16 protein-coding genes and 4 pseudogenes are annotated in these 20,602 nt (G+C 66.2%); 10 read left to right on the top strand and 10 right to left on the bottom strand.

What is annotated here, in order from left to right; genetic code table 11:
• Positions 1-350: pseudogene (locus Ae505Ps2_RS28560) on the top strand (IS701 family transposase); the annotation flags it as partial.
• Positions 347-514, top strand: coding sequence for a hypothetical protein (locus Ae505Ps2_RS32220; protein ID WP_170917006.1), 168 nt, complete (start codon positions 347-349; stop codon positions 512-514). The pseudogene Ae505Ps2_RS28560 and the gene Ae505Ps2_RS32220, both read left to right, overlap by 4 nt.
• Before the next feature lie 623 nt (positions 515-1,137).
• Here the strand turns inward: Ae505Ps2_RS32220 and Ae505Ps2_RS31485 are convergent.
• Positions 1,138-1,473: a hypothetical protein gene (locus Ae505Ps2_RS31485; protein ID WP_139319116.1), complete on the bottom strand. Its 336-nt coding sequence runs from the start codon at positions 1,471-1,473 to the stop codon at positions 1,138-1,140.
• A gap of 890 nt (positions 1,474-2,363) precedes the next feature.
• Positions 2,364-3,446 (bottom strand): glycerophosphodiester phosphodiesterase, encoded by a 1,083-nt coding sequence (locus tag Ae505Ps2_RS28555; RefSeq protein ID WP_233147888.1) that lies wholly within the window; start codon positions 3,444-3,446, stop codon positions 2,364-2,366.
• A gap of 283 nt (positions 3,447-3,729) precedes the next feature.
• Here Ae505Ps2_RS28555 and Ae505Ps2_RS28550 point away from each other — a divergent pair.
• Positions 3,730-3,927: pseudogene (locus Ae505Ps2_RS28550) on the top strand (transglycosylase family protein); the annotation flags it as partial.
• Positions 3,891-5,408: a type IV secretory system conjugative DNA transfer family protein gene (locus Ae505Ps2_RS28545; RefSeq protein WP_139319115.1), complete on the top strand. Its 1,518-nt coding sequence runs from the start codon at positions 3,891-3,893 to the stop codon at positions 5,406-5,408. The pseudogene Ae505Ps2_RS28550 and the gene Ae505Ps2_RS28545, both read left to right, overlap by 37 nt.
• A gap of 755 nt (positions 5,409-6,163) precedes the next feature.
• Here Ae505Ps2_RS28545 and Ae505Ps2_RS28540 read toward each other — a convergent pair.
• Positions 6,164-7,492: pseudogene (locus Ae505Ps2_RS28540) on the bottom strand (IS630 family transposase).
• Between the two features lie 197 nt (positions 7,493-7,689).
• Between Ae505Ps2_RS28540 and Ae505Ps2_RS28530 the strand changes: the two are divergent.
• Positions 7,690-8,889 carry an IS701 family transposase gene (locus Ae505Ps2_RS28530; RefSeq protein ID WP_075311481.1) on the top strand — a complete coding sequence of 400 codons (1,200 nt, stop codon included), beginning with the start codon at positions 7,690-7,692 and terminating at the stop codon, positions 8,887-8,889.
• 75 nt (positions 8,890-8,964) lie between these two features.
• On the opposite strand, the gene Ae505Ps2_RS28525 is transcribed toward Ae505Ps2_RS28530, so the two are convergent.
• Complete coding sequence (locus Ae505Ps2_RS28525) at positions 8,965-9,681, bottom strand: arylamine N-acetyltransferase (RefSeq protein WP_075334864.1); 717 nt, start codon at positions 9,679-9,681, stop codon at positions 8,965-8,967.
• Positions 9,682-9,801: 120 nt separating this feature from the next.
• Entirely contained in the window at positions 9,802-10,179 is a 378-nt protein-coding gene (locus Ae505Ps2_RS28520) for a hypothetical protein (protein WP_075329598.1), read from the bottom strand.
• 460 nt (positions 10,180-10,639) lie between these two features.
• Here Ae505Ps2_RS28520 and Ae505Ps2_RS28515 point away from each other — a divergent pair, with 460 nt between their 5' ends.
• Positions 10,640-11,611, top strand: a complete 972-nt coding sequence (locus Ae505Ps2_RS28515) for an IS30 family transposase (RefSeq protein ID WP_075308805.1) — start codon at positions 10,640-10,642, stop codon at positions 11,609-11,611.
• 8 nt (positions 11,612-11,619) lie between these two features.
• A pseudogene (locus Ae505Ps2_RS28510) lies at positions 11,620-12,357 on the top strand (transposase family protein); the annotation flags it as partial.
• Here Ae505Ps2_RS28510 and Ae505Ps2_RS28505 read toward each other — a convergent pair.
• The gene (locus Ae505Ps2_RS28505; RefSeq protein ID WP_075554339.1) at positions 12,358-13,395 is read right to left on the bottom strand and encodes a PLP-dependent aminotransferase family protein; all 1,038 of its coding nucleotides are present in this window, start codon (positions 13,393-13,395) and stop codon (positions 12,358-12,360) included. It lies immediately after the preceding pseudogene.
• Positions 13,396-14,465: 1,070 nt separating this feature from the next.
• On the opposite strand from Ae505Ps2_RS28505, the gene Ae505Ps2_RS28495 reads away from it, so the two are divergent.
• Positions 14,466-15,425: an acyl-CoA desaturase gene (locus tag Ae505Ps2_RS28495; protein ID WP_075313139.1), complete on the top strand. Its 960-nt coding sequence runs from the start codon at positions 14,466-14,468 to the stop codon at positions 15,423-15,425.
• 313 nt (positions 15,426-15,738) lie between these two features.
• Here the strand turns inward: Ae505Ps2_RS28495 and Ae505Ps2_RS28490 are convergent, their stop codons facing one another.
• From Ae505Ps2_RS28490 to Ae505Ps2_RS28480, 3 genes are all read right to left on the bottom strand, one after another.
• On the bottom strand, positions 15,739-15,912 hold the full coding sequence (locus Ae505Ps2_RS28490) for an IS3 family transposase (protein WP_249265419.1): 174 nt from the start codon (positions 15,910-15,912) through the stop codon (positions 15,739-15,741).
• 126 nt (positions 15,913-16,038) lie between these two features.
• Complete coding sequence (locus Ae505Ps2_RS28485) at positions 16,039-16,287, bottom strand: hypothetical protein (RefSeq protein ID WP_139319108.1); 249 nt, start codon at positions 16,285-16,287, stop codon at positions 16,039-16,041.
• A 190-nt stretch (positions 16,288-16,477) separates the two neighbouring features.
• Positions 16,478-17,983, bottom strand: a complete 1,506-nt coding sequence (locus tag Ae505Ps2_RS28480; protein WP_075554338.1) for a hypothetical protein — start codon at positions 17,981-17,983, stop codon at positions 16,478-16,480.
• Between the two features lie 138 nt (positions 17,984-18,121).
• Here Ae505Ps2_RS28480 and Ae505Ps2_RS28475 point away from each other — a divergent pair, with 138 nt between their 5' ends.
• Entirely contained in the window at positions 18,122-19,147 is a 1,026-nt protein-coding gene (locus Ae505Ps2_RS28475) for a site-specific integrase (RefSeq protein WP_075313109.1), read from the top strand.
• Positions 19,148-19,338: 191 nt separating this feature from the next.
• Entirely contained in the window at positions 19,339-19,878 is a 540-nt protein-coding gene (locus tag Ae505Ps2_RS28470) for a GNAT family protein (RefSeq protein ID WP_075313111.1), read from the top strand.
• 116 nt (positions 19,879-19,994) lie between these two features.
• Here the strand turns inward: Ae505Ps2_RS28470 and Ae505Ps2_RS28465 are convergent.
• Positions 19,995-20,602, bottom strand: a 608-nt coding sequence (locus Ae505Ps2_RS28465; protein ID WP_084786541.1) for a transposase family protein, incomplete at its 5' end; no start/stop codon positions are given.

Genomic DNA, 20,602 nt, shown 5'->3' with positions numbered 1-20,602 from the left:
TCGACGGCCTCCCGGCGGGTTGGGGGCACTGGCTGCTGGTGCGCCGCCAGACCGAGCCCGCAGAGGGCAAGACCATCCGTGAGCTGGCGTTCTACCGCTGCGCCGCCCCGGCGAACACGCCGCTGCGCGACCTCGTTCGAGTCGCCGGGGCGCGGTGGGCGATTGAGGAATGCTTCCAGACCGCGAAGAACGAGGCCGGCCTCGACCACTACCAAGTCCGCTCCTACCGAGCCTGGCACGCCCACATCACCCTGGCCATGCTCACCGCGGCCTACCTCGCCGTCACCCGCGCCGCCGAACACGCACGCGAGGCCGAAAAGGGGGATCCTCAGCCAGCCGGCGCGCATTGATTCAGCTGTCGGGCAACGAGATCCGCCGTCTCCTCGCCGCGCTCGCCTTCACCCCGCTCACCTGCATCGACCACGTCATGCACTGGTCGACCTGGCGCCGTGAACGCCAACAACAGGCCCGCGACTGCCACTACCGCCGACGCGGCGAACGACCCCCGAGCTGATCAACTGCCGTTGCAGTACTAACTTGCTCCGCCGCAGGCGGCCGCGAAGCGACTCGCTCCGCCGCAGGCGGCCGCGAAGCGACTCGCCAGGACCGCCACCCGGACACCGCCAGCGACCACGCCCGACACACACCCGACCGAAGATCATCAGATGATGCATGGGTGTGGTGGCCCTTGATCTTGAACGGCGACAGCCGCAGCGGCGGACACACTGAGTCTTTGCCAACCTGACCGAGGACCCGCCGCGAAGCGGCGGCAGGGGCCCCGTCGGCAGCGGCCAGATCCCCGATGATGCAGGTCAGGCCGCCGCGCGGTCGCGGTCCGGGGAGGCCCACTCGACGGCTTGACCAGCACAAACGCCAGGTTGAAAAAGGCTCACTGCGCCGCGACGACACGGCGTCCGGGTTGGTGACCGATCCACGAGCAACAACCGCCAGCACCTAGGCATCCACCGATGACCTCCGCGCGCGACACCCACCACACGCGTCGCGCGCGGACCCGGAACTGCCGCGCCGCTTCCGGTCCTCACCCGCTAGCGCGGGCTCCGGTCCGGATCAACTTGCCCACGAGCCGCGCCGACGACACACCACCCGCCGCAGCCCGCCTCACCCGACAGTCCATGTTCACCGGTTTTCCTCCCAGTACTTCTCGATCGCCTCCGCCAAACCGTAAGAAGGATTCCTTTCTCTCCACTTACGCAACTCAGCCGGATCAATCTTTCTAGCCTTCGCCGCTCTTGTCGCAGCTTCTCGCTTTCTTTCAGTGCGAGAGAGCCCGGTACGGGCAAACACCGGCGACCCACCTGACGCCCACACCCCCACTCCAAGACCGAAGAAAGCTAGAGGAACGAAGACATCTTCTCCCATGAAGAGAAACGCCGCCCCGATGAGGGCGCAGATCAGCGCAATCCCACCACTCGTGATGAATACCGACGACCGCTCACGCGACATAAGCGCCACCGCCGTTCGCTACGCGCCGAACAACGATCAAGAGAAACACTGCGTACGCACCGCAGTAATTCCAAGCAACTCCGCCCCCAGGGCAGCCACCGGGCCCCCGATAGCTTGGATCTTCTCCCACCTGAAACTCGCCCCCCAGAAAGTCTGCACAGCCTCCTTGACGCCCCCCAGCTGCGCAACCAACTTCTTAATCTTCAGAATCTTAGCCGCAGGAACTAGAACACCACCTACCGCAACACCAATAGCCCCGACGCAACCAACAACACTAGCGCGAGATTGGCCACCGACAACAGAATAGTGCGACCGCAACCAATCCTGAGCAACAGAATCCCCCTGACGAAGAACCGAGTCAGGGACTGCACTAATACGCTCAAGGAACAGCGTCAGCCCTTCAATTCTGTCCCGCTCTTGCCCCGGAATGATCCCCAAGGAGCGGACACCAGCCACCGAAGCAGTAGCCACAGACGAAGTCTCAGCCGCAGCAACCCCCGCAGCCGAGCCCACGGCAACAGCCACGACCAACACCGCACCAATACCCCGGCACGCAAACCTCTTTGCACTCACGAGCGCATCCGAACACGCCCCCCCCACCGGTCAAGAACCACTACCAGGCGCAATCATGCGACCACACTCGGTACTCGAAACGTGAAAACGTGAAACATCCACCTAACACGGTAATCCACCCAACCCAGAAAAACACCTCACCAGAACCGGACTTCGTGCCGTACCTCCCAAAGCGCTCCAGCACCACCAACCCGCAGGTCACAGCCCATACCCGGCCGGCCACCGCTCCAGAGCCCGATCAAGGCCGCTTCACAGGCGCTTCCAGTCGCTTCAAAGCCACATCAAAGCCGCTCTCTGGGGAGATTGGTCTGGTAGGCAGCTGGCTGTCAGTTGGCGCGAAGAGCAGCGACGGCGGTGTCGGTGTTGTCGGAGAAGACTCCGTCAACGCCGGCGTCGACGATTGCCGAGTATTCCGCGAATGCGTCGCCGAAGTCGGAGGCGGAACCGGGACGCCGCAGCTGTGCGGGTACGAACGCGTTCTCGTTACGGAACGTGTAGGGGTGCACAAGCAGGCCGGCGGTGTGAGCATCGCCGACCAGGGACGTTGTGGGTCCTGATGTTCCATCCTGGCTGAGAGGGACGATTTGTTCCTTCGATGGCCCGATCGCGTCGGCGTAACGAGCGATCTCCGTCAGCCCCGCCGGTGTGGTGAGCTCTTTCCACATCCGAGGCACTTGTCTTGCAGCCAGATCCGCCGGGCCGCCGGTCGCATCGGTAAGCTGTACGAGCGGGACCTGGAGTCGCTCACGCAACCACTTCAGGTTCCCGACCTCGAACGACTGGACAAAGACGGGCGCGCCTCGGCGGTTCAGTCCGTGCCGGTCGAGAGCAGCTACGAATGCTGGCTCCACTCGCAAACCGATGCCGGCGAAGTACGTCGAGTGCTTGATCTCGGGGTAGATCCCGATCTCCCGTCCGAGCTCTCGGGACATCCGCGCGCGCAGAGCCAGGTACTCGTCGAAGGTAGGGACCGGATACCGACCATTGTAGAGGGCATTGTGCGGACGGATGTCGGGGATGCGTTCAACCGCCCGCAGGGTACGGAGCTCAGCAAGCGTGAAGTCCTCGGTGAACCAACCTGTGTACGAGGTCCCGTCGATGGACTTTGTCGTGCGTCGGCTGGCGAACTCCGGTCGTCTCGCGACGTCGGTGGTACCGCCGATCTCGGGCTCATGCCGGCAGACCAGGTGCCCGTCGCGGGTCGGGACCACGTCACATTCGACGAAGTCTGCCCCCATCCGAGCCGCGAGCTCGTATGACGCGAGCGTGTGCTCAGGACGATATCCCGGTGCGCCGCGGTGGCCGATCACAATGGGCGCGGTCGTGTCCCGGCCGTGCGCGTCCGGCGAGGCGTACGCCGCCGTGGCTGAACCGATCGAGCCTGTGGCCGCGGCGCCGAGCCCGAGCACGATGAGGGCGCTGCGGCGAGAGAGGCGGCAAGCCCCCCGGTCAGGCGCGTAGGGCTCTACGTTGCTGCCACCTAGCGGTGAGAGATCAGGGTGTGTCGACATTTGAGGCAAAAACTATCACCGTCTTCCGGTTGGCGTGTGGCAGATGCTGCACGCCCCGCAGACCGGAGCCGCCAACATCCCCGCCGCACTCCGACATCACGGCCGCGACGCACTCCGACCACTCGAACTACTCAAGATCATCTGACTTTGCCGACCCCCTGCGGGGACGGTGCTGACGTCGGACTGGGCGATCAATACCGGCAACGGCTACTCCGGGGGCCTGCAGTTCGACCAGGCCACATGGGAGGCCTACGGCGGCACAGGGTCGGCGCACGAGGCCAGCCGCGAGGAGCAGATCGCGGTGGCGGAGAAGGTCCGCGCCGCCCGCGACGGCTACTCGGCGTGGCCCGCCTGCAGCAAGAAGCTGGGACTGGCCTGAGCCATGACCAACCGCACGTGGCGCACGGCGTCGAGGACCTGCATGACCGTCGTGGCGATCGCCACGACGGTCACCGCGGTCCTCGCGCTGGCGTCGTGGACCTCCGACGCCCCGCAGGGCGATCGGGTGGTGGGACTCGGGTCGGCCGCTCCGTGGGGGATGTCGGCCGACCCGAGGACACCCACCACACCGCGGTCGAGCGGAGGTCCGCGGTCGCGGAGGACATCGGCATCCCCCTTCCGAAAGGCCCTGCTGGACAGCTCTACGCCCCGTTCGAGAACCCGTCGGGGACGCTCGCACCGACGCAGACCGGGAAGTCACGCCGGTTCTTGGCCCCGATCTGTCTCGCGGCGCCCGGCGCCCTGCTGTGCAGCACGACGAAGCCGGACCTCCTGATGCTGACCGCGATGGCCCGCTCGCGGCGACAGATGCCCGGGCCGATCCTGGTGTTCGACGCGACGGGCACGGTTCAGTGGCCGGCCAAGCTGCGCTGGTCGCCGGTGGCGGGGTGCGAACGGTTCGAGGTCGCAGAGCGACGAGCGCGCACGATGGTCGAGGCCTCTGCGGTGTTCGTCGAGTCGAGTGGGGGGACGGGCGCCGGCAACGACAGGGTCTTCCGTGAGCGTGCCGTGGGGGTGCTGGCTGCCTATCTGGTGGCAGCTGCGAAGGGTGGGCACGGGATCGCACGAGTCGTGGGGTGGGGGCTCTCGCGCAGCGATGAGCCGATCGAGCTGCTCGAGTACGAGTTCCCCGACCGCGCGCGGAATCTCCGAGCGGAGATGTCGATGGTCGCGGAGACCTCCGACGCCGTGTGGATGAGCGTGCGGCGAGTCCTGGCGCCGTTCCAGGACTCGACGCTCAGCGAGCTGTGCTCGCCTGGGCCTGGGGAGGAGTTCGACGCTCAGCGCTTCATCGGGCTGGGGGGAACGCTGTACCTCATCGCGGGCCAGCGCGAGGACGGCGCGATCGCACCGGTGCTGACGGCGCTCGCTGAGGAGTGGATCGACGCAGCTCGGTCGATGGCACTGCGTTACCCCAGCGAACGACTGGACCCACCAGCCACCGTGGTGCTCGACGAGCTGCCTTCGGCGACCCCGGTTCCCGACCTGCCGGCGACGCTGGCTGACTCCGCCGGTCGTGGAGTTCTGATCCACTGGGCTGCTCAGTCCAAGGCCCAGCTCGACAACACCTTCGGTCGGGACAGAGCAACGATGTTGCTCGACAACTCAGCTCTCATGGCGGTGTGGGGCGGCTTGAAGGACGGGTCGACACTGCAAAGGACGGGTCGACACTGCAGTGGTTGTCGTCCATCCTGGGCGACCACGAGCGCGACCGCGTTCAGTCCCCGACCGGACTCTTCGGGTCTGACCGAGGCGCGACTCGCAGCAGGGAGACCGTCCCTACTTTCCGGCCGTCGGCGGTGCGAACAGTCGAGCGGGGAGCGACGATTATCGTTTTCCGACACTTGCGAGCAATTGTAGGACTTACAGTTGACATCTACGATCGAAAGGATGGTAGCCAGTTGCGCGACGACGCCGAGACCGTCCGGTCGGGGCGCCCGCCGATCGACTCGCGGGGATACCCCTCCCAGAGTGATCGGATCGCCCGACCCGACCGCGGTAGCGTCGCAGGGTCGAACATTAATGCAGCTCAGAACACCTTCAAGCGATAGCACTTGTGATAGCTAGGACGACAGCATTGACACGTGGTCTAGCACCTGCGGTCGGCACTGGCCGCAAGTGCACGTTAACCATTAATGCAATACACGCACTCGCATCGGCATTGACATTAGATTTATCAACCGTGTCATGCATCGCACGTTTCACCACGCCGACCACTGCGATTAGCAACGCTGTTACGTTCGCCTGTTAGTGCAGCTCTAGGCGTGCTTACCTGACTCTGCACGAGTACGCAGGCAAACAACACCGCGTCGTTTACAGCAGTACGACATACATACCTGCGTGCTCGTCGCCACACGTCCGCGCGTCGCTGCTTGTGCAGCAGGACACGTCGTCGTAAGCACACGTGTCTGACGGACCGTTGTCGCGCCTCAGAGCGGCGCAGCACGTGCGGGCGTGTCGGTCCTTGCTGGACCGCTGATGACCCCGTACACCTAATCTGCTCGCTGCGCGCAGGCCTCCATGAGCAGCTGTGTGCCCGCGGCAGCCTTTAACCGAGCGTGACTTAGGGTGCGGCGATGTCGACAGGAGAGACGATGGCCAGGCACGCCGAACAGCTAGTGTCCCGCGCCGGAAATTCGCTGTAGAAGTCTGCTGAGGGATTCGAGGATTTCGTCGGCGGTCTTGGTCCAGACGAACGGCTTCGGGTCGGTGTTCCAGGCCTTGACCCATGCGCGTAGGTCGGCTTCGAGGGCTTGGACCGATCGGTGATCGCTGCGGCGTAGCAGGTCGTCGGTGACGTGGGCGAACAGTCGCTCGACCTGGTTGAGCCAGGAGCTGTAGGTCGGGGTGAAGTGCATGGTGAACCGCGGGTGGCCCGCCAGCTACCTGCTGACCGTGGGGTGTTTGTGGGTGGCGTAGTTGTCGCAGATCACGTGCACGTCCAGCCCGGCGGGGACCTGGGTGTCGATCAAGGCCAGGAACTTGCGGAACTCGGTGGCGCGGTGGGATCGGTAGGTCTTTCCGATCACGGTCCCGTCGGCCACGTTCATCCCCGCGAACAGGGTCGTGGTGCCGTGCCGGACGTAGTCGTGGGTGCGTTTCTCGGGCATGCCCGGCATCATCGGGAACGCGGGCTGGGACCGGGCCAGGGCCTGGACCTGGGACTTCTCGTCCACGCTGTAGACCACCGCGTTCTCGGGCGGGTTCAGATACAGCCCGACCACGTCGTGGACCTTCTCCACGAACAGCGGGTCGTTGGACAGCTTGAACCCGTCGGCCCGGTGGGGCCTGAGGTTGAACCCCTTCCAGATCCGCCCGATCGTCGAGCGTGACAACCCGGTCCGCTCGGCCATCTTGGCCCGGCTCCAGTGCGTCGCGTTCGCCGGTGTGGACTCCAGCGTCGCGATAACCACGTCCTCGACCTGCTCGGCGGTGATCGTGGCCGGCCGCCCCGGCCGGTCCTCGTCGTGCAGCCCGGCCAGTCGCCGCTCGAGGAACCTGCAGCGCCACTTGCCCACCGTCATCGGGTGACACCCGAGCTGTTCGGCGACCTGGTGGTTGTCCAGGCCGTCCGCACACGCCAGCACGATCCGGCACCGCAGCGCCAGGGCCTGTGACGACGTGGCCCGCCTGACCCACCGCTGCAGCTGTTCACGCTCGTCTGGCTCCAGCACCAGATCCGCTTTCGCCCGCCCCGGGCGCGCCCGATCGGCCAGCCCGTCCAGCCGTGACGCTGCGAATCGCTTGCGCACGTTGAGCACCGTCATCGCCGTGACGCCCAACTCGTCGGCCAGCCGGGCATACACCACACCCGGCTCCGCACACCCCAGAATGATCTTGGCGCGGGTGGCCAACCGCGCCGAATCCCCCCGCGCCCACTCCACCAACCGGGCGCACTCCTCCTCACTCAGGACGAACTCGGGCGGCGGCACGCAACTCAACATACCGACACCCTATCTATTTAACTATCGAACTTGAGGCGCGGGACACTAGCACGAGAAGATGCGCTCTTGCGGACCATCGCACTCGTCAACGACAAGGGCGGGGTCGGTAAGACGACGTTGGCGGTCAACCTAGTACTGTAACGGCAGTTCGGCGTGTGGTGAGAGGCTGACGGCCGTTCGGCGGTGATGATCACCGCGTGGTTGATCTTGCCGGGTGGGTGGCCTCGTTGGACGCGGTGGTGGAGCTGATCTCTGGCCGTTTCCGCAGGGTCGAGCCGCGCCGGCGGGTCGGAACCTACCTGCGAGGCCTGCTCGCGGGGCTCGAGCGGAAGAACGGCTGGACCCTCGCCGAACACGCCGGGGCGATGTCGCCGGACGGGATGCAGCGGCTGCTGCGCACCGCGGACTGGGACGTCGACGGGGTCCGCGACGACCTGCGCGGCTACGTCCTGCAACATCTCACCGACACCGCGTCGGGGGTGTTCATCGTGGACGAGACCGGGTTCATCAAGAAGGGCCTGCGTTCGGCCGGGGTGCAGCGCCAGTACACCGGCACCAGCGGGAAGATCGACAACTGTCAGCTCGGTGTGTTCCTGGCCTACGCCTCGAAGCGGGGGCGGGCGTTGATCGACCGGGAGCTCTACCTGCCGACCTCGTGGACCGAGGACCGCGAACGCTGCGAGCGCGCGGATGTCCCCGATGACGTCGAGTTCGCCACGAAACCGCAGCTGGGGACGGCGATGCTGGCCCGCACGTACGCCGCTGGGGCACTCACGTCCGGGTCGTGGGTGACCGCGGACGAGGTCTACGGGCAGAACCCGGGCTTTCGCGACTGGCTCACCGAGCGGGAGATCCCGTTCGTGTTGGCCACCCGCAATGACGACATGCTCACCAGCCCGGACGGGAATCGTCGCCCGGCCAAGGCCCTGGCCACGATCGCCGGGGCGCGTGATCTCGACACCGGGCACGACGGGTGGGAGCGCCGCGCGATCGGGCCGGGCGCGCACGGGATGCGGGTCTATGACTGGACCGCGGTTGCGCTGGCCATCGACGGCCTCCCGGCGGGTTGGGGGCACTGGCTGCTGGTGCGCCGCCAGACCGAGCCCGCAGAGGGCAAGACCATCCGTGAGCTGGCGTTCTACCGCTGCGCCGCCCCGGCGAACACGCCGCTGCGCGACCTCGTTCGAGTCGCCGGGGCGCGGTGGGCGATTGAGGAATGCTTCCAGACCGCGAAGAACGAGGCCGGCCTCGACCACTACCAAGTCCGCTCCTACCGAGCCTGGCACGCCCACATCACCCTGGCCATGCTCACCGCGGCCTACCTCGCCGTCACCCGCGCCGCCGAACACGCACGCGAGGCCGAAAAGGGGGATCCTCAGCCAGCCGGCGCGCATTGATTCAGCTGTCGGGCAACGAGATCCGCCGTCTCCTCGCCGCGCTCGCCTTCACCCCGCTCACCTGCATCGACCACGTCATGCACTGGTCGACCTGGCGCCGTGAACGCCAACAACAGGCCCGCGACTGCCACTACCGCCGACGCGGCGAACGACCCCCGAGCTGATCAACTGCCGTTGCAGTACTAGTTGAGTAAACCGGGACCCTGGTGAGCTGCTGAGTTCCTTATCTTTTTGTAGGAAGTGATCGGTTACTGCAGAGTGGCACGCAAAATCCATGCCAACGAATGCTCCTCGGCGGTCATGCTCGAATCGCCATCCGCCGGCTTCAGTCGTCGACGTGCGAAGGTGGTATTGAAACGGACCTTGTACGTAAGTTCCGGGAACAAGCGGAATCGGCTCATAGAGCGCATCACCCATACCGACATCGACATACCAGCTTTGATCTTCGCACAGAACCGTGAGCGCCATATGGCTTGCATCGGCGACCGACGGCACTCTCCCGTGAGGTTGAATACCGCCGCGATGGCGGGTTGCGGGGAAGCCGAGTGTGTTCAGTAGTTCGAAGAACGCTCCATTAAGATGATGACAGCATCCTCCACGGCCTCCAATTATATCTTTAGCAGCCTGCAGCGGATCAATTGACCTGCTTTCTCCGATGTGAATGCTAAGATTTTCGTGGGCGACGCGCTCGACATGCGCAGTATGGAGCAGCTTCAACGCCTGGATCGACGTTCCTGGATGGTTGCGGATGCCAAGGCGATTCAGGTAGCGGCGTACATCCTGATCTTCCACAATTTGGTCCAATCACGGGAAATAGCGGGTAGGCGAAGCCTGATTTACTGAATTCTGTACCTTTCAACGCTGCGCATAGAGTTCAGAACTGAGCGCGCAAAATACTACATCACACGATCCCTACCAGGTCAGCCCGAGGCGCTGTCCACGCAAAGTTGTAGCACCGGATTCGGTGCGCTGCCCATGCGAGTACGAGCGGGCTTGACCTTCAAATTGCTGGCTGTCGACCACAATCTGGAAACGAACTTCAGTGAAGCCGAGGGAGCCCCCCGTCCTCCTGTTAGCGCTACACTCCACGAATGCGCCGATTACTTCATCATCTGCCTTAAGAAACCATGTTCCCATACCAATACTGTCGCTCTGTTGAAGGTTTCCTCCGTCTGGATTCGACTGCAGCATCGTTCCATCGGCGTGGAACATCATGACGTGATGAGCAAACGGTGCCGCAACAGCTTCCACGAGCCACACTCCGATAATGGCGCAGTCCGTCGACGTCACTAGACTTTGGACTCTATGAGCATGGCAAGGCGTTGCACACCCTGATCGATGAACTGATCCTGGACAGCCGCAATACTCAACCGGAGTGTATTGCGCCCGTCTCGGGGATCTGCGTGGAACGCGCTTCCCGGTAGAACAGCGACACCGGAGTCGATTGCTTCGCGGACCACACTGAGGTGTTCTCAGTAGCGGGGTGGCAGGTCGTGGCGACACGCCGAGGGTGGTGAGATGAGCGGGAACGGGGCAGGACCCCGGTAGATCGGTTCGGTCCAGCACAGATCGACACCGTCACCGAGGTCCTGCATGTCTGATCCTGTCACCTACACCGCTGTCCTCCCGATCGGGGAGCGCACCGTGGCCTATCTGGCGCGGCTCCTGGTCCTTCAACGCCGGGTGAGTTCTGCCGGTCGTAGCACTTGATCTTGGCGAGTTGGGCGGGACAGGATGTTCCGTGCGTGAAATGTTGATGTTGTCGGATCGGGAGGAGATCTCGAGGGGTCTGGCGGAAGGCTTGTCCTACAAGCAGATCGCCTCGGTGGTGGGTCGTGATCCGTCGGTGATCTCTCGTGAGGTCCGTCGCCACGGCGGACGCCACGAGTACCGGGCCGCGGCAGCGCAGGAACGGGCCCAGGCGGCGCGGGCGCGCCCGAAGCAGCTCGCGGTGGACCGCTATCCGCGGTTGCGCGGGATCGTGCACGCTCTGCTGCGTCGTGGCTGGTCACCGGCCTCGATCGCGGGCCGGTTGCCGACCGAGTATCCCGACGATCAGGCTTGCCGGGTGTCTCACGAGGCGATCTACCAGTGGATCTATGCCACCCCGGTGTCCACCCTGGCCCGCGAGCTGCTCGCACTGCGCTCCGGGCGCACCACTCGACGTGGCGGACGGAAGCCACCACCGGCTCCGCGGATCAAGGACCCCGTCTACATCGACGAGCGCCCCGTCAACGCCGAGGGGCGTGTGGTGCCCGGGCACTGGGAGGGTGACCTGATCATCGGCAAGGACGGCAAGACCGCCGTCGGGACCCTGGTCGAGCGCACCTCCCGGTTCCTCGTGCTCGTTCCGCTGCACGGGCGCGACTCGCTGACCGTCGGCCGTGGGGTCATCGCCGCCACCAGTGGCCTGCCCGCCCACATGCGGGCCTCGCTGACCTGGGACTGCGGGGCGGAGATGGCCGGCCACGCCGCCGTCACCAAGGGGTCGATGCCGGTGTACTTCGCCCACCCGCACTCGCCGTGGGAACGCGGCAGCAACGAGAACCTCAACCGCATCGTGCGCGAGTACTTCCCGAAAGGCACGGAAATCACCTCGGACCCGAAGTATCTGGCGATGGTGGCTTGCGATATCAACGACCGACCCCGTAAGATCCACAACTGGAAGAAGCCCTCCGAGATATTCGCCGAACTCGTTGAGCTAGATGCTTCGACCGCCTGAATTCGCCCCGTCGACGTGGCACCCGGCGGCGGGCGTTGACCCCGTTCGTCCAGGCAGTGCTGGTGATCCGCTGGTTCTGTGATGCTACCCGGGTCCGATGTTCGGCCGGTGACAACGCGATCAGCACTGCAACGGCCTACCGTTACCTGCACGAAGGCATCGACGTCCTCGCCGCGGCCGCACCCGGCCTGCACGGAGCCCTGCTCGCCGCCCGCACAGCCGGGCACACCCACGTGAATCTCGACGGCACCCTGATCGCCACCGACCGGTGCCGCGCGCTCGGCCTCACCCCCGGGGTCGACCTGTGGTGGTCGGGCAAGCACCGCCGCCACGGCGGGAACATCCAGGTCCTCACCGCACCTGATGGATGGCCGCTATGGACCAGCGACGTGCGGCCGGGCCGCGAGCACGACACCCGCTGCGCCCGTACCCACCCCGGGCTGCTCGAGGGCCTGGCCGCGTTCACCGACGACACCCACGCCGCGCTGGGCGACCTCGGCTACGAAGGCGAAGCCGACCGGCTCACCGTGCCCATCAAACTCGCCCCCGGCCGCGGGCAGACGGTCAACCAGCGCACCGTCAACACCCTGCACTCAGCCCTTCGTGCTCTGGCCGAACGCGGAAACGCCCTGCTCAAGACCACCTTCGCCGCGTTGCGGCGAGTCACGCTATGTCCCTGGCGCACCGGCGCGATCACCGCAGCTGCGCTCGTACTACTCCACACCGAGTACGACCGCACGACATGATCAACCCGCTACTGAGAACACCTCACTATCCGCATCGAGGCTAGGAGGACCTTCTAGCCATACGAACAGGCCCCCGTCTGGAATTCGCCAACGGACCACTGGCGTAAGATGCCTTGTGAGGCTATCGCCGATCGTCTGCATTCGCCGTTCATATGTTGAACGAATAGTTTGAAGATGCTCTTCATAGGCAAGAGACTTAATTGCCTCAGCGGCTGTAGCCTGGCAGAGTGAAGACGTCTGCATATCAATTCCGCGTTTGATGCGCAGGACTGTTTTCAGAATCCTATCTGGAAGAACGCTGATGCCGATACGCAGCGCTGGCGCAAGAGTTTTCGAGAGAGATGTGATGTATGCGACGTTGTCTGGGGCGTACGAGCAAAGAGCTGGCTCGGGTGTGCCCGAATATCGGAGCTCGCAGTATACGTCGTCTTCGATTGCCAACGCGTCGTGACGTAGTAGGACTGCGGCGAGAGCCATTCTCCGAGCAGCTGATGCTGTTGCTCCGGTCGGATTTTGAAAGGTGGGTAGCAGATACACTAGCGCGCCGGTAAATCGGCTCAGCATCGTGTCAAGACTGTCTGGGGCGATGCCCTGATTATCCGTGGCCACCTGGACGACTTCCGCTCCATAGCTGCGGAAGACAGATAAAGCCGGCCCATATGTAGGCGTCTCGACGAGAACCACGTCGCCTGGGTCGAGGACCGATCCGGCGATATTGTTGAGAGCTCCAGAACCGCCTGTTGCGATGTGTATCCGTTCTGTGCATCGTGTCATCCCACGAGCCGCGAGTAGCTCACTACAGACTTCGATTAGTGGGGTGAAGCCTCTTACCTCACCGTACTGCAGGATGGTCGACCCATACCGAGCTAGTGCGTTTTTGACTGCCGATTCGAGTAAATCAGTTGGCAACAGATCGTGACTTGGGGCCCCCGCCGCGAACGAAATCAAGTCATTGCTGCAGATCACCCGCTCGAAGATCTCGGCAATTCTGTCGGTCCCAAGTTCACCTAGTTTCCGCTGAGCGGTCTCGGATGCCACACAAACCTCGTCTCCCGTTTCTCACCGATCTGGCGGCGAGACCCTAACGTTGTTAACCGAGTTTATCTCGACACTGGCCGTCGAGTTCTTCTACTCGGGCAAGTTGAGCTGATAGTTGGCGGTTATCCGTCACACTGGTTGGCGGCATCCTGCCAACTCCGCCAGGAGGGTTGCTTCGTCATGTCGGTGGTGCTTTCATCGATAGAATCTCGTTCGCCGCTAGGTAGCCTGCCTCTGGCGATCTCTCGAAAGTTACGGCTGGCGACATGAGTGGTGACGGAAGAGTGGTAACGTCCAGTCTAGCGTCACACTAAAATAGTTTAGGGAGAAGTAGGACCGGTGAAAGACGCGAGAGTTTCCGTCGTGGGCGCAGCGGATAATCGAGTTATCCGTGGACCGCAAGCGCAAGCACTACTCCCGTGCATTACTGCCGCCACATCAGGCTCTACAAGACTGTCGGCCGGAATCGTAGTAATGCCCCCGCGAGCATCGTCGAAAGTCCATTTTCACGAGCATTCCGACATTATCGTCATCGCCGTGGCTGGTCATGCCCTAACCCTAACTGGACCTGACCTCACGCCACATATACATGCGGCTGGAGAGTTCATCTTCGTTCCGGCCGGCGTACTGCATATGGCAGTAAATCTCAGCTCCTCTTCGCCGCTGACGGCGGTCGAGGTTCGGACGGATCCAGAGTTTAATGACGATGTCGTGCTCTGCCCTGACCGAGAGATCGAAGCGAAGCTTCGCGCGGAAGAGCTCCGCAAAAAGTTCGAGACGGAGCAACGAAAGCGAGCGGACGACGATTCAAGTTTCCTCGCACCGTGGATGATGAGAGCTCATGAATGCGTTTGGGTCGACCGGGTTGTGAAACGCTCTGACTAACCTGCGAACTAGAGATCGAGGAACGATAAACTTGATCTTTGCGTGACCGTGCGAGCTTCTTGGCCTTGAGGACCTGGATGGCTTGTCTCAGTCGCTGCGGTAGGCGTACGGGGGTTTCCCCTACCTGCTCAGGGGGGGGAGGGCTGGATTTTCGTTTTGATGCGACGAGGTGTTGAGTTCAATTCATGACGATTGAGGATGCCTCGGGTCGTGCGAGCACTGGACGAGCACCGCTGTTCGACGGCCGACGCCGCCGCAGGGAAGTTCTCCTCGTCGGAGTGTTCGTCGTTCTCCCGACGCTCGCCCTGTTCGCCGCCGTCCCGCTGGCCTGGGGCTGGGGTCTCGGCTGGGTCGACGTCGCCCTGTTCGTCGTCTTCTACGCGATCAGCGGCCTCGGCGTGACGGTCGGTTTCCACCGCTACTTCACCCACGGCTCGTTCAAGGCCAAGCGCCCGCTGCGGATCGCGCTAGCCATCGCGGGCAGTCTGTCGTTGCAAGGTGGGGTGCTGGAATGGGTCGGGACCCACCGCCGCCACCACGCCTTCTCCGACAAGGAGGGCGACCCGCACTCGCCGTGGCTCTACGGCACCGGCGCGAAGGCACTGGTCAAGGGCTTCTGGCACTCCCACCTCGGCTGGAACTTCAAGCGCGACCTGACCAATCATCAGCGGTTCGCCCCTGACTTGATCGCGGACAGCACCATGATGCGAATTCAGGGTGCTTTTCCAGCGATCGTCGTCGTCAGTCTGCTCGGCCCGGCCCTCATCGGCGGCCTGGTCACGATGTCCTGGTGGGGCGCGTTCACCGCGTTCTTCTGGGCCGGTCTGGTCCGCGTCGCGGTGCTGCACCACGTCACCTGGTCGATCAACTCGATCTGCCACATCTGGGGCGAGCGTCCCTTCGCCTCCCGTGACAAGTCCGCCAACGTCTGGTGGCTGGCGGTCCTGTCCTTCGGCGAGTCCTGGCACAACCTGCACCACGCCGACCCGACCTGCGCCCGGCACGGTGTGAAGAAGGGCCAGATCGACATCTCGGCCGTCGTCATCCGCGGCTTCGAGAAGCTCGGCTGGGCGACCGCCGTCCGCTGGCCCACCACCCGCCGGCTCGAGAAGCTGGCGACCAAGAAGCAGGCCGCCGCGGCCTGACCTGCCCGTGCCAGAAGGACTGGCGCCCCGGTGTTCCCACGAGCACCGGGGCGCCGTCTTGTCGCGGGGCCAGTCAGCCCCCGGCCCACCTCGGCGGGCTTGCGTGGAAGGTCGACCGCGCCGCGCTTGCTCCTACCGGTCGCGGTTTCCGGGTCGAGACCTCGGCCGTGTACCGCTTCCTGCGCGAGGCGACCGAGCTGCTCGCGGCGTTGGCCCCCAACCCTGGCCCAGGCGATCGAGGTCGCGCTCGGGAAGGCGTTCGTGATCCTCGACGGGACCCTGCTGAGCTTCCCCCGGTTTCCCGGAGTGCGGGCTACCTGTCTGCGTCGCGTTGGGCGCGACGATAGTGGTCTTCGTACTCGTCGGGTGAGAGCCCGCCCAGGCGTGCCTGGATCCGGCGTGGGTTGTACCAGCCGTCGAGGTAGCGGATCAGGGCGTGCTCGGCCTCGCGGCGGGTTGTGAACGTGGTGCCGGGCCAGTAGAGCAGCTCGATCTTGAGGGGGGGTCAAGGCCCACCGTCGTCGTCACCATGACCAAGCAGAACTGACCACGCCAGCCCTGGTCCGATGCACAGACCGGCGCTCGACTCTCGCGGGGCCCAGCCCCGGCACGCTCACCGCGGGCTCGGGTGACAGGTGGGGCAGACCGGGCCGGTCAGGTTCCATCCGGCGGCGGTGAGCCAGCCCTGTGCCCTGGCGGGTAGCTGCCCGTCGGGGTCGGCGGCGAGGTCACCGGCCAGCAAGGGGCCGTCGCCACAGCGCTGGCAGGTCAGGTCGGTGATCGGTCCGCCTGGTGCGCAGGCCCGGCAGTAGCAGGCGGTGATGGGCCGGTCGGGGCCGTCGACGAGCCACACGGCATTCATCAGGATCTGCTGCAGCGGGTCGCCCGGGGGGCAGCCGCACCGGTCGCAGCACAGGGTCGGTCCGCTCGAAGCGTGCGGAGCGGGGTCGCCCATCACCGGGCGCGCCGATCCCTCAGACGGTCGGGGCCGGCCAGGCTTCGGGGCAGGTGCGGGGGACGTGCCGGCGCGGAATGCGGGGTTCATGGGGACCTCACTCCTGGTGGGCGGTGTCGCCGGGCTGATCGGTCGGGTCGCCGGGCTCGGTGGCGGCGGGCTCGGTGGCGGTGGGGCCGGGTCGGCGCTGCGCGGCGCGGGGCCGGGCCCGGCGGGCGGGCGGACGCGCTGGCTCGGCGGCCGGATCGGCGTCGACGCCGTCGGCCTCGTGGCCGGCGGTCCGACGTTGGGTGCGGGCCAGCTCGGTGCGCAGGTCGGCGACCTGGGCGGCATGGCGGGTCTCGGCGTCGCCTAAGCGCTGCTCGCCGTAGGCGCGTTCGCGGTCGACGTCGTGGGCGAGTTGCTCGCGCAGCGCGGTCAGGCTGCTCTCCGCCGCCGCTCGGGCGGCCCGATACTCGGCGGCCTGCTCGCGGACGTCGTTGATCTCGTCGGCCAGGCGGGCGCGGTCGGTCTCGGCGCGGTCGAGGTCGCGCCGGGTCGCCGCGAGATCCGCGGTCGCGGTGTCGCGTTCGGTGGCCAGCTGCTCGACGCGGGCCCGGGCCTCGGCGAGCTGGGTCTCGGTGCGGGTGTGCTCGCGGGCCAGCGCGGCCAGCTCGACCGCGACCCCCTCGGCCCGGGCGGTCGCGGTGTCGCGCTCGGCGCCGGCGGTCTCCAGCTCCGCGCGCACGCCGGCCAGCTGGGCGCCCAGCTCGGCGGTGACCCGCTCGGTCTCAGCCCGGGCGGTGTCCCGCTCGGCGGTCAGTTCGGCGACCTGCTGTTCCAGCTCGGCCCGGGTCGCGGTGAGCTGGGCCTCGGCCGCCTCGCGGGCGGTGACGGCCTCGGCGCGGGCGAGGTCGGCGGCGTCGCGTTCGGCGATCGCGTCGGCGGCGTCCTCGTCGGACGCGGCAGCCGAGCGGCGCGCGGCCTCGGCCGCATCCCGGGCGGCGCGGGCCTGGGCGCGGGCCTCGTCGGTCGCGGCCTGGGCGAGGTCGATCTCGGCGCGCGCGGCCCGGCGGGCGGCGGCGATCTCCGCGGCGACCGCCTCGGGGTCCGCCAAGGTGCCCAGTGCGTCGCGCAGCTCCACCCCACTCTCCTCGAGGCGGGAGAGGAGGGCGGCGACCTGGTCGGTCACGGTCTGCCCGGCCCGGGCGATCGGACGGGCCAGCGCGTCGTCGGGCTCCCCGCGCCGGCGTGCCGGGACGCCGCCGTCGGCGATCCGCTTGGCGTTGACCCGGTCGTGCATCACCCCGCCCACGACCTGGTAGCAGTACTTCGGCCGCCGCCCGGACCCGGCGTACTCCATCGTGTGCGCACAGCCCCCCGGGAACTGGCACGGCTCCAGCTCCGGCCCTCCCGCACGGGCCCGCCACCCCGCACCGCCGACGCCGGGCGAGGCGACCGCGCCGGACCCGACTGCCCCGCTGCCCGGCGACCCGCTGCTCACCGGCGCGGTGTCGCTCGCGGTGCCGCCCGGTGTGGCCGTGGTGGCGGGATCGACCGGCGTCGCCGCGGTGTCATCGCCATCGCGGTCGGCCGGCTCGCCGGGGAAGGGCTGCTCGCTCACGGGCTCGACTCTAGCCGTTTCGTATCGTTGCGTCAATCGTTCTGTATTTTGTTTTGTTACAACGAGACGATACGAAACAGAGCACTGCTTGGCGGGATCATGCAGAAGATCCCGCCAAGCAGCGGATAGGCTCCGCCGGTGCCGCACGCCGAGCTCGACGCCGTCCCGGAGACCTCGGCCGCGGTCGACACCCCGCTCTCGCCGGACGAGGCCGCCTACGTCGCCGCGGCCCGCGCGCACAACACCCGCCGCGGCTACCGCTCGGTCTGGACCGGCTTCACCGCGTTCTGCACCGACCACGACCTGACGCCGCTGCCAGCCGCGCCGGCGACGGTGTCGGCCTACCTGGTCGCGCTCGCTCAGGCCGGGGCGAAGGTCCGCACCATCGCCAAGCACCTGTCCGGGATCCGCGCTGCCCACCGCGCCGCGGACCTGCCCGATCCCGCCGTCACGGCCCGGGTCACCGCGGTCTGGGAGGGCATCCGCCGCAGCCACGGGGCCCCACCCGGCCAGGCCGCGCCGCTGATGCCGCCGCTGCTCGACCAGGCCGTCGCCGCCTGCCCGGCCACCCGCACCTGGAAGAACCGCCCCGACGAACCGTCGCTGGCCGGCGCCCGCGACCGGGCCCTCCTGCTCCTCGGATTCTGGGGCGCCCTACGCCGCGCCGAGCTCGCCGCGCTCACCGTCGAGCAGCTCGGCCCCGAACGGACACTGCGCAGCGGACGCCGCGGCCGCATCCTGACCCTGCACCGCTCCAAGACCAACCAGACCGGCGACCAGGCAGAACTCATCGGCCTACCCCGCGCCGAGCACCCCGACCACTGCCCACTCACCGCCCTGGAAACCTGGCTCCACCTCGCCGGAATCACCACCGGACCGATCCTGCGCAAGGTCTCCACCGGCAACCGCGTCCTTGACCAACCGCTGCATCCCGAGTCGATCAACAACCTGGTCCAGGCCGCCACCACCCGAGCCGGGCTGCCCGGTGGCCCCTACAGCGCCCACAGCCTGCGCGCCGGGTTCGTCACCTACGCCCACCTCCGCGGGGCCACCGACCGCGCCATCGCCCACCAGACCCGCCACCGCTCCATGGACACCATCACCACCTACATCCGCGTCGACGACGTCTTCACCGACAACGCCGTCCTGCAGATTGGCCGATGACCAGAATGGAGGAGGGCGATCTGGTCGAACGCAGATCCCAATGCTTCGCCTGATCATAAAGCTGGGCTGATGGCAAGTCTATTCGGCTTGACGCGCAGGGACTGCGGCTGCAACCTCGGCGCAGCTGTCGTGGCCGCGACCGTGGCGGCTCGGAGGCGGCCGTCACCATATTTTAGAGACACGATACCCCCATGCTCATCCAGTCCAATCGGGTCGTGATGCGTGCCGCCGAGAGTTCGGATGCCGAGTTCGTGGCCGCGTTGCTCAACGCGGACGAGTCGGTCCCGGCTTACGGTCCGCATTTCCCGGTTTCCGTCGGCGAGGTTCAGAAGAAGATGGCGGACTCGCGGTCGTATTCGCTGGTCAGCGAGCGGACCGACGGTGGAGGCGCGGTCGGTTTCCTCCGGTTCCGTCTTTCCTGGGGAGACTCGGTGATGAACGTCGAGGATGTCGTCTTTGCGGCGAAGGTGCGCGGAGCCGGTTACGGCCGCGAGTCGCTGGGCGCGCTGGTCGAATTCTTCTTCGGCCGCTGGGGCGGCCGCCGCGTCGAGCTGCAGCTGCGCGCGGACAACATGCGCGCGCGGCGAACCTATGAAGCTCTCGGGTTCGTGGTGGAGGGCAGGCGTCGTGACGTGGTCCCGCCAGCCTGGGGGCCGGCTGCTGACCGAGATTACCTGATGATGGGACTGCTGGGCCAGGTAGGCGGGGTCGTTGACCACCAGGATCGCTAGAGGCAACGAACCCCGTAGCCGGACAAGTTCGTATCTATAATCAACGAACGAGCCGATAATCGATAGGACTGAGACGCGATGAATATTCCAATGAGGTGTTCTCAGTAGCGGGTTGATCATGTCGTGCGGTCGTACTCGGTGTGGAGTAGTACGAGCGCAGCTGCGGTGATCGCGCCGGTGCGCCAGGGACATAGCGTGACTCGCCGCAACGCGGCGAAGGTGGTCTTGAGCAGGGCGTTTCCGCGTTCGGCCAGAGCACGAAGGGCTGAGTGCAGGGTGTTGACGGTGCGCTGGTTGACCGTCTGCCCGCGGCCGGGGGCGAGTTTGATGGGCACGGTGAGCCGGTCGGCTTCGCCTTCGTAGCCCAGATCGCCCAGCGCGGCGTGGGTGTCGTCGGTGAACGCGGCCAGGCCCTCGAGCAGCCCGGGGTGGGTACGGGCGCAGCGGGTGTCGTGCTCGCGGCCCGGCCGCACGTCGCTGGTCCATAGCGGCCATCCATCAGGTGCGGTGAGGACCTGGATGTTCCCGCCGTGGCGGCGGTGCTTGCCCGACCACCACAGGTCGACCCCGGGGGTGAGGCCGAGCGCGCGGCACCGGTCGGTGGCGATCAGGGTGCCGTCGAGATTCACGTGGGTGTGCCCGGCTGTGCGGGCGGCGAGCAGGGCTCCGTGCAGGCCGGGTGCGGCCGCGGCGAGGACGTCGATGCCTTCGTGCAGGTAACGGT

Source organism: Pseudonocardia sp. Ae505_Ps2 (assembly GCF_001932425.1).
GTDB lineage: Bacteria > Actinomycetota > Actinomycetes > Mycobacteriales > Pseudonocardiaceae > Pseudonocardia.
Note: the sequence above shows the minus strand (reverse complement) of the source record. Positions and strands in the feature narration are given on the sequence as shown.

Coding starts and splice junctions, on each gene's coding strand:
- Ae505Ps2_RS28515 (WP_075308805.1), top strand. CDS start 10,640: ATGTTGATGTTGTCGGATCGGGAGGAGATCTCGAGGGGTCTGGCGGAA.
- Ae505Ps2_RS28470 (WP_075313111.1), top strand. CDS start 19,339: ATGCTCATCCAGTCCAATCGGGTCGTGATGCGTGCCGCCGAGAGTTCG.
- Ae505Ps2_RS28495 (WP_075313139.1), top strand. CDS start 14,466: ATGACGATTGAGGATGCCTCGGGTCGTGCGAGCACTGGACGAGCACCG.
- Ae505Ps2_RS28485 (WP_139319108.1), bottom strand. CDS start 16,287: ATGAATGCCGTGTGGCTCGTCGACGGCCCCGACCGGCCCATCACCGCC.